We start from the raw sequence: 15,426 nt of genomic DNA, 5'->3' as shown, positions 1-15,426 counted from the left end.
CGTCTGCACAGCCCGGTGCTGGGTGTCAGGCGACGCCGGTGGCGATCTGGGCGTTGACCGTCCGGGTCTGGCTGGGCAGCGTGAACAGGTCCACGATGAGAAGGATGCCGAAGAAGCCGCCGATGGTGAACAGGGTCAGCAGGCCGCGGCCGGTCTTGCCCAGGTAGAACTGGTGGATGCCGAGCCCGCCGAGGAACAGCAGCAGAAGGTAGGCGATCCAGGTCTCCTTCAGCGGACGGGGCAGGACGACCTGCACCGGTGCGGGGGAGTGAGCGAAGTGGCCCTGCGGGTGCGGAGCGTGGGGCTGGGACAAAGGTGTCTCCTTGAAGAGCAGGCGATTCCGCCTGCAAGATCATCTTGCGCGCGCCACTGTAGTTGATCAACTACGGGATGCGGAAGGTCCACTGTTGCTGGTGCAGCCGAAAAGGTGGCGCCGCTCTACAGTCCGCGGCTGTTGTTCCAGTTCCAGACGTAGTAGCCGTAGGCGATGTTGCCGAGGCCCGCGGTGAACAGGAACAGCAGAAGGTGAACGCCGAATGACTGCCGCTTGCGCAGCGCGACGGCGTAGCCATAGCCGCCGGCGGCTGCGGCCGAGGAGACGACATTGTTGACCACGACCTGCGGCTGCTGGTGGTACCCCTGCGGGACGGCACCGTACGGCTGGACGGGCTGACCGGGATAGGGCTGCGGGGCGCCGTACGGCTGGGCCGGGTACGGATGCTGCCCGGGCACACCGACCTGACCGGGGTACGCCTGAGGCGCGAAGCCCGGAGCGGAGCCGTAGGGATACGGCTGCGCAGCGGGCGTCAGGCGTTTTGCGGCGGTGCCGCATCATCTTCGGATTCCGGGCAGCGCGGGTGAGACCGTGTCGGTGGTGGTCACAGGCGGCCAAAACGCCTGCCGATCACCGGCGCTCAGACGGTGGCCAGGTTGAGGGCGTGGGTGTGCAGCACGTCGTCGTGGCGGGCGATCTCCAAGCCGTTCTGGTAGATGGTGACGCCGCCGCGCCAGGCGCAGTAGGTGACCTGGTGGTAGCGGCTGATGTGGTCGTCGTGGTGGCGGACCTCGAGCAGGTCCGCCTTGGTGGCGGCCATCAGGCGGCGCTCCGGTAGGTGTGGTTCATGGTCCATTTGCCGAGCCGGGCGGAGAGCCGGGCCGCCGGGTGTTCGATCACGGTCGGCCAGGGAGGGTCGGCGTTGCGGTCGCGGCCCTCGGCCTGGGCGGTACGGGCGCGCGTGGCGAACTCATAGTTGGCGCGGGTGTCGTTGTACGGCCACGACTCGCGTGCTGCGGTGTCGCGAATGGCCTGCTCCTCGGCGGTGCAACGGCTGCGGTGTCGCATGACGTCGGTCCTCTCTGAACGCGGAGTGTGCCCCTCTTACGGTGAGGTACGCCTGCGGGACCGTGACGGCTCATCAGTGTGAGTCGGCTCAAATCCGGGAGACACACGATGAGGGCCGATTTCCGCCAGCATCGGCCTGCGCTGCGGCTGAGGATGAGGCCGTGGACATCACCGAGAAGGCCCGCACGCTGCGGGCATTGCATGAGCGAGACGTGCTGGTCCTGCCGAACGCCTGGGACCCGGTCAGCGCGGCCCTGATGGTCCGCGCCGGAGCGCGCGCAGTGGCCACCACCAGCGGCGCAGTGGCCTGGTCACTCGGCAGCCGAGACGGCGAGACGCTCACCCGGGACGGCATGATGGCGGCCGTGCACCGCATCGCCGCAGCCGTCGACGTGCCGGTGACCGCCGATGTCGAAGGTGGATACGGGGACGTGGCAGCGACCGTACGGGCGACGATCGCGGCGGGCGCGGTCGGCGTGAACATCGAGGATTCGCGGGCCGAGAATGGCACGTTGCGGGATGCCGGCGAGCAGGCGGAACGCGTCCAGGCCGCCCGGGAGGCCGCCGGCCTGCCGGACTTCGTGCTCAACGTGCGTACCGATGTGTTTCTGTTGCAGGTCGGTGAGCCTGCCGGGCGGCTCGATGACGTGCTGGCCCGCGCCGCCGCCTACGCCGAGGCCGGCGCCGACTGCCTGTTCGTGCCGGGCCTGCTGGACCTGAAGATCCTGGCTGAGCTGACCGCGGCGTCGCCGCTGCCGATCAACGCGATGGCCGGGCCGGGCGGCCCGTCGGTCGCTGAGTTGGCCGCGGCGGGCGTGCGCCGGATCAGTGTCGGGACCGCGATTGCGCAGGCCGCGTACGGCGTGGCCGAGCGGGCCGCCCGGGAACTGCTCGACGCCGGCACCTTCGGCGCGCTCAGTGATGCGCCCAGCTATGCGGACCTCGATGAACTACTGAATCTTGTTGTCGAGGTTCCGTCATCGTCCCGCTGACAGGCGCAGGGATCCGCACTCGCTCTCGGCCAACCCCTCCAAGACCAAGCCTTCCGCCCGCCTGTCTCGGGGCCGACGGCACCGAACGTGGTTGATCGGGTGCGCCCAGACCACCCGAACAGCCACGAAACCCGATCCACCACAGTCGACGCTCATTCACCGTCACATGCCGGCGGTTGCGTGGCTTCCCGCAGGCCAGCACACTCGCTGCGGATGTAGCCACACCCGCAGTGGGTGTGGCCGCGTGCCGGGAAGGTCGGCGACTCCGCCCCGGCCGGTGCGGGCGGGCCACGGCGCAGACCGGTCGCGGCCGGGTCGGTGGGACGTTCGAGGGTGCCCGCCTGCTGCTTCTGACGACGACCGGTGCCTGAGCGGCGGTGATGCGGGCGGAGGTCTCCTCGCCGAGCCGGACGTAGATGCCGAGGAAGGGTCCGCCGCCGCGCCCGCTGACTGGGCGGGGATCGAGACGGGCCGCGAGCGCCGCAGTGCGGTGGGCGGTCAGCGGGCGTGGCGGCGGTGCAGGCGGGCCAGCCCCTGCAGGGTGTCGGTCACGAGCCGCTGCTGGTCGGCCGAGAGGCCGGCGGCCGCCTGCTCGATCTCCTCGGCCAGCGGCTCGAGTTCGCGTTGCAGGGTCTCGCGGGCGTGCGGTGTGGCGGTGATTGTCTGCCGCCGCCGGTCGTCCGGATGCGGGTCGCGGCGGGCCCAGCCGGCTCGCTGCAAGCGGTCCACCAGCCCGGTCGCCGCGCCGGACGTCAGGCCGAGCAGTCGCCCCAGCTCCACCGGCCCGACCGGCTCCTCCGCAACGACCAGATGCTTGAGGGCCAGGAAGTCGCCGGAGCTCAACCGCATGCGGCGGGCGATAGCAGCGTCCACTTCGGCCGCAGCGGCCGCCAGATGATGCACCGCCCAGGCCAGCTCGTGCGGTTGCGGGTCCACGGCCGCCATCCTACATTAGCTTAGAAACTAAGCTACTTAGTTTCGGAGGCGAACCATGGACACGCAACGATCCCTTGCCCTGGCCGGCGCCTGTGCGGCTTTCCTCGCGGTGCCCAACCTCGGCGCGCTGCTCGGCAAGGGGGAGCAGACCGAGCGGTACGACACGGCGATCACCCCACCGGACTACGCGTTCGCCGTCTGGGCGCCGATCTTCGCCAGTTGCGCAGCCTCGACCGTCGGCCAATGCCTGCCGGCGGGCCGGGGCGACCCGGTGAGCCGCCGGACCGGATGGCCGCTGGCCGGGGCGTACGCGATGAACGCCGCCTGGTCGCTGGCCGCCCAGAGCAACCGATTCGGGCTCACCCCGTACCTGCTCCCGGCAGCCGCCGGGCTGGCCGCCACCGCCCACGTCCGGTTGCAGCAGGCGCCGCCCGCCGAAGGTCTGGTCGCGCTCACCCCGGTCAGCACCGGCCTGCTGCTGGGCTGGACCACCCTGGCCAGCGCGATCAACATCGTCGCGGCGCGCGGCGACCGTGACACGCCAGGCGTCGTGCGCGCCGCCACGGCCGGACTGCTCGCGGTGTCGGCCGCCGTGGCCGCCGGAGTGGCTCGAAGCCGTCGTGGCCGGCTGCCCATCGCGCTGGCGTCGGGATGGGGACTGGGCACTCTCGCGGGCATGCGCAGCCGGCCTCGTGGGGTGCGTGTGGTCGCCGCCCTGGGCGCCGCGGCCATCGGTGCAGCGGGACTCGCCGGTGCCGCACGCCCGGCGCGGTGAAAGGATCAGTTTCCGAGCTGTCGCTGGGTCCGCTCGGTGATCTCGCCGGAGACCTTGCCCATCATGGATCTGGCCCGGCCGAAGGCCTGCTTACCGAAACGGCCGGCGGCACCGACGCCCTCCGCCAGGACCTTGTCCTTCACCCCGCCCCCGGTGTCGAGCACCTTGGCGCCCACCTCGGACCCCGTTTCGAGAACCTTGTCGCGCACCTCCACGGCCGCGTCGAGCCATCGCCGGGCAGTGCGCGACTTGCGGATGCGTTCGATGCCGAGCCGGCCGTTGAAGTCGAGCACGGTGGTCGCGACCTGGTTCGTCGAGTGCACCACGGCGCGCGACGAGGTCGGGTTCAGCAACACCTTCGCGTTGGCGGTGCCGACGGCCGCGTCCATCCGCATCATGAGGCGTTCGGTGGTGCGGAAGATGAGATCGAGGCGCTTCTGCCGGGCGATCCGGATGGCGACGCGGTGCTCCTCCAGCTCTTGCGCGGACGCGTCCAGCACGCGGTCGAGTTCGAGTACGGCGACCCCGTCCTGAAGCTGGAAGCAGCGGGCCAGCACAGCGAGCCACTCCTGCACCTTGATCTCGGCTTCCTTGGCCGTCGTGGCCAGGTCACCGACGTTTGTGGACTCCAGCCGGCCGGCGATGGCATCGAGCTGCCGCAACGCGTACGCCTGGGTCCGGGCCAGCGGCACCGGCGTGGACTGCACCTTCGACCAGGTGACCTCGGAGACCCGGCCCACCCGCTCCCGGATCGTCAGGGCCTCGTCGAGGACGAGCTCCACCCCGATCATGTCCGCCACCACCGCGTCGGTCTGCGCCCGCAGCACGGCATCGACCTTCGCGTCGATGACGGCGAGATAGTCGGTGATCTCGTCCATGGTCTGCTTCATCGCGAGTTGCGCCATCAGCCCGGCGGCACCGGTCAGCAGCGCCGGGTTGGCCAGCATCGCGCCGGGCGTCTGCACGATCTCGAGCAGGCCGGTGATCTTGCCGTGGTCGGTCAGCACGGCACGGCTGAGACCGTTCTCCGAGCCGGCCATCAGTTTGTACTTGTCCATCGCCTTGGCGGACTCGGCGCTCAGCTGGACCCAGCGACCGGACTGCTCGGAGATCTCGGCCCCGGCCTTGGCGATCTTGGAGCCGGTGCCGAGGACGCTGCCGAGCCGTTTCAGCCCGAGATCCTTCGACGGCAGCCGCTCGGTGGTGAGGAAACGATCGACAGCCGCCGCATCCCCGATGACCGCCAGGCCATCGCCGTCACTGATCAGCTGGATCTCGTTCGGCAACGTATCGCTCCTTCAGGTGGCACGGATCGGCCCAAACGCTACGTCGGCCCCTTCCGGCTCACCATGGTCCACTCGTCTCGATGATCTCGGAATCGGACGATGTCCCGCGGCCGGGACAGGGAAACACCCCGGCGGATCCGGCCGGGGTGTTTCCGAGAGGTCAGAAGACTCGGACGGCAGCTTCGGCAGGGGCTTCCAGCAGGCTGGTGATCTCGTCGTCGAGGCGGACCAGCGTCAGCGAAGCGCCGGCCATGTCGAGTGAGGTGCAGTATTCGTTCACGTAGCTGCGAACCACGCTGATGCCCCGGCCTTCGAGCTGCTGGTGAGCGTGCCGGTACAGCAGGTACAGCTCACTGATCGGCGTCCCGCCCAGGCCGTTGATCATGAGGGCGACCCGGTCGCCGGATTCATACGGCAGGTCGCTGACGACGGCCTGCAGCATGTCGTCGACGATTGCGTCCGCGTCCTTGATCTTGCGGCGTTCGCGGCCGGGTTCGCCGTGGATGCCCACACCGAACTCGATCTCGTCGGCGCCGAGCTCGAACAACGGCGAGCCTTTCGCCGGCGGCGTGCAGGCGGTCAGAGCGACCCCGATCGTACGCGTGACGTCGTTGACCTTGCGCCCGATGCGCAGCACCTCGTCCATGTCCGCGCCCTGCTCAGACGCCGCCCCCACGGCTTTGATCACGAAGAAGTTCCCCGCCACACCCCGCCGCCCGACGGTGTACGTCGAATCCTGCACAGCCACGTCGTCATCGATGGTGAGGATCTCCGCGCGCACCCCGTCCGCCTCGGCCATCTCCTTGCCCATGTCGAACGCCATCCGGTCGCCGGTGTAGTTGTTCACCAGCAGCAACACACCCTTGGGCGAGTTGAGCAGCTTGGCCGTCTCGTACACGTAATCCATCGGCGGCGCAGCGAACACATCACCCGGGCAGGCCGCGTCGAGCATCCCTCGGCCGACCGCCATCACATGGGCCGGTTCGTGGCCGGACCCGGAACCCTGCACGATGGACACCTTGTCGTCGCGCGGCGCATCAGTCCGCATGATCAGGTTGTAGGCCGGGACGTACTTCAGCTTGCCCGGGTTGGCCAGGGCGACGCCTTCGAGCATCTCGGCCACGTAGTTCTTCGGGTCGTTGACGAACTTCTTCATGACGCGCCTCCTCGCCGTTGCCAGGTTTCACTGATCCGTTCGACGATGACCGCCACGGCCACCGCGCCCGCGTCGACCGAGTCCCTGCTGCGCTCGCCGGTGTAGGACGCCCGCCCGCGTTTCGCGACCATGCCGAGGGTCGCGTCGGCCGCCTCGCGGGCGACCGTGGCGGCCGCCCGCAGCGCCTTCTCTCCGTCGGCGCCGCCGTTGAACTCCTGCTCCAGCCGGTCGGTCATCGGCACGAGCACGTCGAGCAGCGTCTTGTCACCGACGTCGGACTGGCCGCGGGCCTTGATGCCCTCGATGGCGGCACGCAGCATCGCCACCACCTGCTCACCCGTCAGATCCTCGTCGGTCCCGGCGGTGCCGCCGGCCCGCAGGAAAGCGGTGCCCCACAGCGGCCCGGAGGTGCCGCCGACCCGGGACGCGATGAGCATGCCGGTGCGTTTGAGGAAGGTGCCGGCGTCGGCGCGGTCGATGCCGTCCCAGCCTTCGACGACCTTCTCGAAGCCGCGGGCCAGCGAGTAGCCGAGGTCACCGTCGCCGACGACGGCGTCCAGGTCGCCGAAGTACTTCTCGTTCTCGATCGCGGTCTCGGCGATGGTGCGGACCACCAACTCCGCACCGGGCAGCGCATTGCCGCTCATCAGGATGCCTCCAGGCAGGCGCGCAGGTCGGCGAGGGTGAGGTACGGCCCCGGGCGCGCCCCGCTCCGGTTGGCCAGCACGTCGATGTCGGGGCGGCCGGGGTCGCCGAGTTCCGAGACGACCAGCAGCGCTTCGCTGAAGTCCTCGTCGCGGGTGTAGCCGTTGACCGTGACCAGGCAGCCGAGCCCGGCGCCGACGGCGGCGAGCAGCCCGTTGCGGGAGTCCTCGACGACCAGGGTGTCCGCCGGGTCGAGGCTGAGCCGGTCGACGGTGAGCTGGTAGATCGCCGGGTCGGGTTTCTTGGCCGGGACGACGTCGCCGGCGAACACCGGGATGCGGGCAGCGTCGTCTTTCCCGACGGCGTTCGTGAGCACTGCGCGTACCGAATCCTCTGCTGAGGTGGAGGCGACCGCGACCGTCCAGCCTGCCTGGAGTGCTTCGTGGATGATCCGGGCGATGCCCGGCCGGGCCGGAAGGTGGCCCGCGGCCACCAGATGCTTGAAGGTCGCGGTCTTGGCCTGATGCCAGGTGCGCAGCAGCTCGGTACGGTCGGCGTCGCCGGCCGCCGCAGCGAAGGCCGGATCGGCGAACAGCGACGCCATCCGCTCCTTGCCGCCGCCGATCTTCAGCTTCTCGGCGTACTCGTCCGGCGACCAGCGCACCGGCAGACCGAACTGCTCGAACGTCTCGTTGAAAGCGGGCAGGTGGCCGTGGCGTTCGGTGTCGGCCAGCACCCCGTCGCAGTCGAAGATCAGCGCGCTCACCAGGCCCGCCCCGACCCGCCGAACAGCCGGATGTGCCGGCGGGCCATCTCGATGACCGCGGCCCGCTGATGCCGGAACAGCGACGGCGGATCCCACTTTCCGCGCTCGCCCGCCTCCCGCAGGAACTCCAGGCCGGACTGCATGAACGTCTCCTTCAGCGCGGTGGAGATGTTGACCTTGGCGCAGCCGCGGGCGATCAGATCGGTGAACTGGTCGTCGGACAGGCCGGTGCCGCCGTGCAGGGCCATCGGGATGCCGGTCGCGGCGACCAGGTCGCTGACCCGCTGCGCGTTCAGCACCGGGGCCTGTTTGTACTGGCCGTGCGCGTTGCCGATGGCCGGCGCGAAACAGTCGACGCCGGTGCGCCGGATGAAATCGACGGCCACTTCCAGGCTCTGCACCATCGGCGCGTAGTCGGAGCCGACGTCGTCCTCGACACCCTGGATGCCCTCGATCTCGCCTTCGACGTGCGCGCCGGTGCGGCGGGCCTCGGCGACCACCTCGGTGGTCTGCTTGAGGTTGTCGGCCACGTCGAGTTCGTGGGCGTCGAACAACACCGAATTCCAGCCTCCGGCCAGGCAATCCGAGATGACCGCGCGATCCGGGCAGTGGTCCAGGTGCAAGGTGATCGGTACGGGCACCGCGTCGGCGAACGTGCGCACGATGTCGAACAGCTGCCGGCGCCCGTACATGCGGACGGTCTTCACCGAGGTCTGCAGGATGACCGGCGCCTGTTCCTCGACCGCGGCGGCGAGCACGGCCTCGGTGGTCAGGTCGTTGATGATGTTGAAGGCGGCCACCCCGTACCGGTCCGCGAGGGCACGGTCGAGCAGGTCCTTCATGGCGACGACGGGCATGCCGCCAGTCAAGACCGGCTCGGGTGCACTCCGATATGGGGGAGATTCCCCACCCAGTCGTTGTCCAGGGCGGTGACGACCGCGGCCGTGCGGTTGGAGGTGCCGGTCTTGCGCATGATCGCGGCGACGTGTTTCTCGACGGTCTTCGCGGACAGGCCGAGCCGGCCGGCCATCTCCCGGTAGGTCAGGCCCTGGCGCAGCAGTTGCAGGACCTCGGCCTCGCGCGGGGTGAACGGCGCCGGCCCGGCCGGGGCGGTGTAGCGCAGGTCGGCGCGGACCGTGGCCGGCGACGGGTCGTGCCGGCCGGAGGCGACGATTGCCGCGGCCGCTGCCTGCGACAACGCCTCCAGGTGGTCGACGCCGCGGGTGGACAGGGCGCCGGCGGCGGGGGTGAAGACGACGTTGACGGCGATCACGTCGCCGCGCCACCAGATCGGCACCGCGGCCGCCGGGCCTTTGCGGGCCGGATGCGCGGCGGCGAGATGCCCGGCGCGGATCTGCCCGTAGTCGGGGATCACCACCGGCCGGCGGCTGCCGAACGCCCGGCCGGTCGCACCCTCGTCGAGCGGGAACGAGCGGCCGAGCTGGCAGTGGGCGCCGTACTCGGCAGCCTTGACGTAGCAGCTGCGACCGGCGTCGATCAGCGACACACTGCCGGCGAGCGAGCCGGTCAGCCGGCCGGTATGCCGCAGCAGCCGGCGCAGCACCGGTGCCAGGCGCAGGTCGCCGTAGACGTCGGCGACCGCCTCGTCGAGGCGGAACTGGGCGGCGTGGCCGCTCACCGGGGCCCCGGCGGCAGGATGATGATCGGCGTGCCGGGCTCGGTCGGATCGGGTTTCTTGCCCTTGCTGACCTCGATGATCACCGGCCCGCCCTTGACAGTGCGCCCGCTCGGGTTGGTGCCGGCGGCGGTCCCGGCCGGGCACTCGGACTCGACCTCCTTGCCGATCGAGACGAAGAAGCCGGCGCGGGCGATCCGGTTGCGGGCGGAGCGCAGCGAGTCACACTCCACGTCGGGGATCGAGCGCTGCTCGCCGTACGCAATCTTGCGGCTCTCGGGTCGTTTGAACTGGACCTTGGGTTTGCCCTCCATGTAGTCGGCGAGAGTGCGGATCACGGCGGGGTTGACCTGCTCGTGGCGCAGCCGGTCGCGGTGCGCCTGGTAATCGGGATTGACCAGGTAGCCGGCGACGACCAGTTCGGTGGTGCCGGCGATCAGCGAGGCGGTCCGGTCCTTGTCGGTGGTGCCGGTCTTGCCGAACACCGGGTGCCCGACCGTCCAGCGGGTGTTGCCGGCGGTGCTGCGGCCGCCGCAACTGCCGAGCCGGGCGGAGTCACCGACCGGGCAGCGGGCCGCGTCGACGGCGGCGCGGGCCACGTTCTCGGTGGTGGCCCGGTTGCACTCGGGCCGGCCGACGTCGAGTTTGACCTTGTCGTTGGTGACGATCTGCTCGATCGGGGTGGGCTGGCAGTACATGCCGTCGGCAGCCAGGGTGGCGTAGGCGTTGGCCATGTCCAGCGGGGTGGTCGCGGAGACGCCGAGGGTGAAGGCGCCCCACTGGTGGGAGCTGCCGGGCGCGGCGAACTCGGCGTCCTTCTCCGCGCGGAACTGGATGCCGAAGCGTTTCGCGGCCTCGACGACCTTGTCGGCGCCGACCCGTTCCTCCAGCGGCACGAAGTAGGTGTTGATCGAGGCGCCGAGGCCGGTCCACATGTTGTAGATGCCCTCGCCGCCGCCCCCAGAGTTGCTGGGGCACCAGAAATGGGTGCCTTCGCAGGCCGACGGGTTGCTGCGGTTGATGATGTACTTCGACTTGTACCGCTTCTCGGTCTTGATCGGGTAGGCGAGCGGGAAGTCGTTCTCCAGCGCCGCGATGATCGTGAAGATCTTCATGACCGAGCCGGCCTGGTACCCGGTGATGTCGCCGCCGCCGGTGAGCAGCGGGTTCGTCGTGTTCGGGTACGTGCCGCGGATGCCCTTGCGGGCTTTGCGCGGGTCCGACGAGATCCGGTTCTGCGGGTCGTCCGCGTCGTCCAGCTTGTACTTACGGTTCGTCGCGAGCATCCGCACCTTGCCGGAGCCGGGCTGGACCGCGGCCAGCAGCAGCGCGTTCTTGTTCTCCTGCGAGATCAGTTGACCGATGCGGCTGCGAGCCTGGTTCTGCCCCTTGACGTCGAGTGTGGAGGTGATCCGGTAGCCGCCGCTCTTGAGCCGGCGCTCCCGCTCGTACGGCGCGGGCCCGAACTCCTGCCGGCTGATCCACCACCGGTAGAAGAAGTCGCAGAAGAAACCCCAGTTGTTCGTGCCGACCGAGACGCAGCCGTTGCTGATCGTCCGGGCCTTGCGCGGGATCGGCTCCTTGATCGCGGCATTGGCCTGGGCCTGGGTGATCGCGCCCATCTCGACCATGCCGGGGATGACGTACGCGTCGCGCCGCTGCTTGATCTCGCCGTAGCCGTCCGGGGTGGTCGGGTCGTAACCCGACGGCGCCCGCACGATGCCGGCCAGCATGGCGGCCTCACCGATGGTCAGGTCCTTCGGCAGTTTGTTGAAGTAGACCCGGGCGGCGGCATAGACGCCGTACGTCCGTTTGCCGAACGGCACGATGTTCAGGTAGCGCTCCAGGATCTGCTCCTTGGTCAGCTGCTTCTCGACCTCGAGCGCGTACTTCATTTCGGTGATCTTGCGTTTCGGCGTGTCCTGGGTGGCCTCCACGACGTCCTGCGGGTTGCTCGCCGAATAGGCCAGCGACATCCGCACCCACTGCATGGTGATCGTCGAGGCGCCCTGCTTCGGGCCGCCCTGGTTGTTGTTGACCAGCGCCCGGGCCACACCCTTGAGGTCGACGCCGTTGTGCTCGAAGAACTGCCGGTCCTCGGCGGCCACCATGGCGTCCTGCATGGGCTTGGAGATGCTGCGGAGCGGGACGTCGCTGCGGAACTCGTCGTGGAACTGGGCGATCAGGGTTTTGTTGTCCGACGCGTACAGCCGGGACACCTGGGGGGACCGGAACGCCTTGAGCTCACTGGGCAGGCTCGCGAACGTCTGCTCGCCGGCCTTGGCGGCCAGGCCGGACATAGCCGCGTACGGGAACACGGCTGCGGCCACCACGACACCGGTGATCAGACCGCACACCAGCAGGACGAACGCATTCGTGAAGACGTTGTGATCCCGCCTGCGCATCCAGGAACTCACCACACCACCACCCGTGATCGGCGAAACGATCCGCGTCAATCACACCTCATGGTGTCAAGTGCCGACAATGCCGTTGCGTATCAGCGCATGCGGTTATATCGACGGCCACTTATGCTGCGGCCAGGGGAACGAGTGGAAATGGGAGAACAACGATGTTCATCCGATCGATCCGCTTTGCGGTGGGAAGTGCCCTGGTCCTGACGTTGGTGGCCGGCTGTGGTGGTGTGGGGGGATCCGATGCGGACACCGACGGCGCCGCGGTGAACCTGACCATGATGGGGTTCGGCACCGGCGACGAGATCGCCAAGACCCGTTTCGACGCGGCCAACGCCGCGATCGCCCCCAGTTCGGCCACCGCCGCCGAGGGCAGCTTCGACGCCCAGGCGTTCCTGTCCGCGGTCGCCTCCGGCAGCCCGCCGGATCTGGTCTACATGGAACGGCGGCTGCTCGGCACCTACGCCGTGAAGAAGGCGCTCACCCCGCTCGGCGACTGCGTCGACCGGGAGAAGATCGACATGGGCCAGTTCCGCGAAGCCGCGGTCGCCGAGGCCACCCTCAACGGCCAGCTCTATGGACTGCCCGACTTCTACAACAACCGCGTGCTGATGCTCAACGACGCCGCGTTCGCCGAGGTCAGCCTGGACCCGTCCGGCTTCAACACCGGTGACTGGCAGGGACTGTCGACGGCCGCGGTGCGGCTGACCAAGACCAGCGGCGGCAAGCTGCAGCGCATCGGGTTCGACCCGAAGATGCCCGAGTTCCTGCCGCTGTGGGCGCGTGCCAACGGCGCCGCACTGGTCAGCGACGACGGCAAGACGGCGCAGCTGAACGACCCGAAGGTCATCGAGGTGATCGAGTACACCGTCGGGCTGGTCAACGAGCAGGGCGGCTGGTCGAACTTCAAGTCGTTCCGCGACTCGTGGGACTTCTTCGGCGCGAAGAACCAGTTCGCCAGCAACCAGCTCGGCGCGTTCGCGATGGAGGACTTCTATCTCAACGTGCTCGCCGCGAACTCGCCGAAGACCAAGGTGACCGTCGCGCCGTTCCGCGGTGTCGACGGGCAGCCGGTCGACTGGATCACCGGTAACGCCTGGGCCATCCCGGCGAACAGCCCGCACGCCGGGCAGGCCTGCAAGTGGATCAAGACGATGACCGACAGTGAGACCTGGATCGCCGCGGCGAGGGCCCGGGCCGAGGTACGGCAGAAGGAGAACAAACCGTTCCTCGGAGTCTTCACCGGGAACAAGAAGGCTGACGAGGTGATCTTCCGGGACATCGTGAAGCCTGATCCGGCGGTGCAGACAGTTCTGCAGGCGCAGGAGACCGGGTTCTCGGAGCCGGCGATGGCGGCCGGTGAGGAGTTCAAGGCGGCCTGGCAGAACGCGGTCAACCGGGTGCTGGAAGGTAAGCAGAAACCCGCTCAGGCGATGGCCGAAGCCCAGCAGCAGGCTCAGGCCGCGCTGGACAAGGCCAACAGCGGATCCTGAGGTGAGTGCTGTCCGGCGGCGGGAGACCTGGGCTGCGCTCGGGTTCCTGTCGCCGTGGCTGATCGGGTTCGCGGTGTTCATGGCCGGGCCGATGATCGCCAGCCTGGTCCTGTCGTTCACCGATTACGACGTGCTGACCAGCACCGACTTCGTGGGCGGGGAGAATTACCGGCAGCTGCTCGCCGATCCTCGGGTGCGCACGAGTATCGCCAACACGCTGATTTATACGGCGCTGCACGTACCGGTCACCATGATCGTGGCTCTTGCTCTGGCGAGCTTGCTCGCCCGCGTCGGGCGCCGCTCGGCCGGCTTCTTCCGGACGCTGTTCTATCTGCCCACCATCACGCCGAAGGTGGCGGTTGGGGTGCTGTTCCTGCTGCTGTTCAACGGGCAGGTCGGCGTGCTCAACTCCGCGCTCGGGGTGGTCGGCATCGATGGGCCGAACTGGACGGTGGACAGCCAGTGGATCAAGCCGGGTCTGGTGTTGATCGGCGCGTGGAGTCTCGGCAGCACGGTGATCATTTATTTGGCGGCGCTGCAGAACGTGCCCCGCGATCTGTATGAGGCTGCGGAGATGGACGGCGCGTCGGCGTGGGCGAGGTTCCGGGCGGTCACCGTGCCGATGATCAGTGGGGCGCTGTTCTTCACGCTGATCATCAACACGATTGCGTCGCTGCAGACCTTTGACGAGGTTTATACGGCCTTCTATGGAAGTGCCAACCAGCAGACGTACGGGAATGACGCCGCCCTGTTCTACGTGGTCTACCTGTTCCAGCAGGCCTTCCAGTTCCTGCACATGGGGTATGCGTCCGCTTTGGCCTGGCTGCTGTTCCTGATCATCGTGATCATCACGGTGGTGCAGGTGCGGCTCAGCCGGCGGTTCGTCTACTACGAGAGCGAGTGAGGCGCGATGACCGCTGTCGAGACGCCGCAGGCCGTGGCTCCGGCCTCCGAAGCGCCGGCCGGCAAACGCCGCCGCCCGCATCCCTGGCTGTTCTGGATCATCCTGGCCCTCGCCGCGGTGGTCTTCGTGTACCCGTTCGTGTGGCTGGTCAGCGCCTCGCTCAAACCGCGCCCGGACGTCTTCGACAACCGGCTGCTGCCCGCCGAGTGGGCGCCGGAGAACTACTCCGCCATCTGGACCGCCGCGCCCGTGCTCACCTGGCTGCTCAACAGCGTCGTCGTCGCCCTCGCCGCCGCAGCAGCGGTCACCATCTCCAGCGCGATCGTCGCGTTCGGCTTCGCCTACTTCCGGTTTCCCGGCCGCAACGCGCTGTTCGCGCTGGTCGTCGGCACGATGATGCTGCCCGGGGCGGTCACCATGATCCCGACCTACCTGATCTGGAACGAGCTAGGCCTGGCGGCGACCCAGGTGCCGCTGTGGGCCGGCAACCTGTTCGGCAGCGCCTTCTACATCTTCCTGATCCGGCAGTTCTTCCTCGGCGTACCCCGCGAACTGTTCGAAGCCGCCCGCGTCGACGGCGCCGGCTACTGGCGGCTTTTCTGGCGCATCGCGATTCCGCTGTGCCGGCCCGCGCTGATCGTCGCGTTCATCTTCGAACTGCGGGCCAGCTGGTCGGACCTGCTGAAACCGCTGATCTACCTGCGCGACCCGGCGCTGTTCACGATGCCGCGCGGCATGAAGGCGATCCTGGACCAGTTCGGGCAGGCGGGGGAGGCCCGCTGGGAAATCGTCCTGGCCGGCGCGGTGATCACCACGGTTCCGATGATCATCGCGTTCTTCCTGTGCCAGCGTTACTTCGTCGAAGGGGTCGCCACTCAGGCCCGCAAAGGCTGAGTCAGACCGCCCACGATCCGGCCCATGTCCGTTCGGCCGGCACCCTCTGATCTTGCGACTTTCGTCGTCTGTACCGACTTCGTGCTCAACATGAGCGAGCAGTGAACCCGCGGCTTCTCCTCGGCGTGTACCACTTCGAGGGTCCACAGCAGCGCCGACGTTCCGGCTCGTGGCCACCAGCTTCGCGCTA

The 15,426-nt window shown here is 68.8% G+C and carries 17 protein-coding genes; 5 read left to right on the top strand and 12 right to left on the bottom strand.

Annotation, left to right across the window (positions count from 1 at the left end; translation table 11 throughout):
* Positions 1-25: 25 nt before the first annotated feature.
* The 4 genes from OHA21_RS27295 to OHA21_RS27280 form a co-directional block, all read right to left on the bottom strand.
* Positions 26-313, bottom strand: a complete 288-nt coding sequence (locus OHA21_RS27295) for a TM2 domain-containing protein (RefSeq protein ID WP_328459516.1) — start codon at positions 311-313, stop codon at positions 26-28.
* 125 nt (positions 314-438) lie between these two features.
* Positions 439-732, bottom strand: a complete 294-nt coding sequence (locus OHA21_RS27290) for a hypothetical protein (RefSeq protein WP_328459514.1) — start codon at positions 730-732, stop codon at positions 439-441.
* 182 nt (positions 733-914) lie between these two features.
* Positions 915-1,094: a hypothetical protein gene (locus tag OHA21_RS27285; protein ID WP_328459512.1), complete on the bottom strand. Its 180-nt coding sequence runs from the start codon at positions 1,092-1,094 to the stop codon at positions 915-917.
* The gene (locus OHA21_RS27280; protein WP_328459510.1) at positions 1,094-1,342 is read right to left on the bottom strand and encodes a hypothetical protein; all 249 of its coding nucleotides are present in this window, start codon (positions 1,340-1,342) and stop codon (positions 1,094-1,096) included. The genes OHA21_RS27285 and OHA21_RS27280 overlap by 1 nt, the downstream gene beginning before the upstream one ends.
* A gap of 161 nt (positions 1,343-1,503) precedes the next feature.
* Between OHA21_RS27280 and OHA21_RS27275 the strand changes: the two genes are divergently transcribed.
* Complete coding sequence (locus OHA21_RS27275; RefSeq protein ID WP_328459508.1) at positions 1,504-2,334, top strand: isocitrate lyase/PEP mutase family protein; 831 nt, start codon at positions 1,504-1,506, stop codon at positions 2,332-2,334.
* Between the two features lie 498 nt (positions 2,335-2,832).
* On the opposite strand, the gene OHA21_RS27270 is transcribed toward OHA21_RS27275, so the two are convergent.
* A complete protein-coding gene (locus tag OHA21_RS27270; protein WP_328459506.1) occupies positions 2,833-3,270 on the bottom strand; it encodes a MarR family winged helix-turn-helix transcriptional regulator in 438 nt (145 codons plus the stop codon).
* A gap of 55 nt (positions 3,271-3,325) precedes the next feature.
* Here OHA21_RS27270 and OHA21_RS27265 point away from each other — a divergent pair, with 55 nt between their 5' ends.
* Positions 3,326-4,045, top strand: a complete 720-nt coding sequence (locus OHA21_RS27265) for a hypothetical protein (RefSeq protein WP_328459504.1) — start codon at positions 3,326-3,328, stop codon at positions 4,043-4,045.
* Positions 4,046-4,050: 5 nt separating this feature from the next.
* Here the strand turns inward: OHA21_RS27265 and OHA21_RS27260 are convergent, their stop codons facing one another.
* From OHA21_RS27260 to OHA21_RS27230, 7 genes are all read right to left on the bottom strand, one after another.
* On the bottom strand, positions 4,051-5,331 hold the full coding sequence (locus OHA21_RS27260) for a hypothetical protein (RefSeq protein ID WP_328459502.1): 1,281 nt from the start codon (positions 5,329-5,331) through the stop codon (positions 4,051-4,053).
* A gap of 160 nt (positions 5,332-5,491) precedes the next feature.
* Positions 5,492-6,487 carry a dihydroxyacetone kinase subunit DhaK gene (dhaK, locus tag OHA21_RS27255; protein ID WP_328459500.1) on the bottom strand — a complete coding sequence of 332 codons (996 nt, stop codon included), beginning with the start codon at positions 6,485-6,487 and terminating at the stop codon, positions 5,492-5,494.
* Positions 6,484-7,134, bottom strand: a complete 651-nt coding sequence (gene dhaL, locus OHA21_RS27250; RefSeq protein ID WP_328459498.1) for a dihydroxyacetone kinase subunit DhaL — start codon at positions 7,132-7,134, stop codon at positions 6,484-6,486. Before dhaL ends, dhaK begins: the two co-directional genes overlap by 4 nt.
* Positions 7,134-7,898: an HAD-IA family hydrolase gene (locus tag OHA21_RS27245; RefSeq protein WP_328459496.1), complete on the bottom strand. Its 765-nt coding sequence runs from the start codon at positions 7,896-7,898 to the stop codon at positions 7,134-7,136. Before OHA21_RS27245 ends, dhaL begins: the two co-directional genes overlap by 1 nt.
* Complete coding sequence (locus OHA21_RS27240; RefSeq protein WP_328459494.1) at positions 7,895-8,755, bottom strand: class II fructose-bisphosphate aldolase; 861 nt, start codon at positions 8,753-8,755, stop codon at positions 7,895-7,897. Before OHA21_RS27240 ends, OHA21_RS27245 begins: the two co-directional genes overlap by 4 nt.
* An 8-nt stretch (positions 8,756-8,763) precedes the next feature.
* On the bottom strand, positions 8,764-9,537 hold the full coding sequence (locus tag OHA21_RS27235) for a LuxR C-terminal-related transcriptional regulator (RefSeq protein WP_328459492.1): 774 nt from the start codon (positions 9,535-9,537) through the stop codon (positions 8,764-8,766).
* Positions 9,534-11,939: a transglycosylase domain-containing protein gene (locus OHA21_RS27230; protein WP_328478559.1), complete on the bottom strand. Its 2,406-nt coding sequence runs from the start codon at positions 11,937-11,939 to the stop codon at positions 9,534-9,536. Before OHA21_RS27230 ends, OHA21_RS27235 begins: the two co-directional genes overlap by 4 nt.
* A 164-nt stretch (positions 11,940-12,103) precedes the next feature.
* Here OHA21_RS27230 and OHA21_RS27225 point away from each other — a divergent pair, with 164 nt between their 5' ends.
* Genes OHA21_RS27225 through OHA21_RS27215 form a run of 3 tightly spaced genes read left to right on the top strand, consistent with a single transcriptional unit; the run spans position 12,104 to position 15,236 of the window.
* Positions 12,104-13,438 carry an ABC transporter substrate-binding protein gene (locus OHA21_RS27225; protein WP_328459490.1) on the top strand — a complete coding sequence of 445 codons (1,335 nt, stop codon included), beginning with the start codon at positions 12,104-12,106 and terminating at the stop codon, positions 13,436-13,438.
* Between the two features lies 1 nt (position 13,439).
* Positions 13,440-14,342, top strand: a complete 903-nt coding sequence (locus OHA21_RS27220) for a carbohydrate ABC transporter permease (protein WP_328459488.1) — start codon at positions 13,440-13,442, stop codon at positions 14,340-14,342.
* 6 nt (positions 14,343-14,348) lie between these two features.
* A complete protein-coding gene (locus tag OHA21_RS27215) occupies positions 14,349-15,236 on the top strand; it encodes a carbohydrate ABC transporter permease (RefSeq protein ID WP_328459486.1) in 888 nt (295 codons plus the stop codon).
* Positions 15,237-15,426 lie beyond the last annotated feature (190 nt).

The sequence above is a fragment of the Actinoplanes sp. NBC_00393 genome, assembly GCF_036053395.1.
Taxonomy (GTDB): Bacteria; Actinomycetota; Actinomycetes; order Mycobacteriales; family Micromonosporaceae; genus Actinoplanes.
This window is presented reverse-complemented; position numbering and strand designations above follow the sequence as displayed.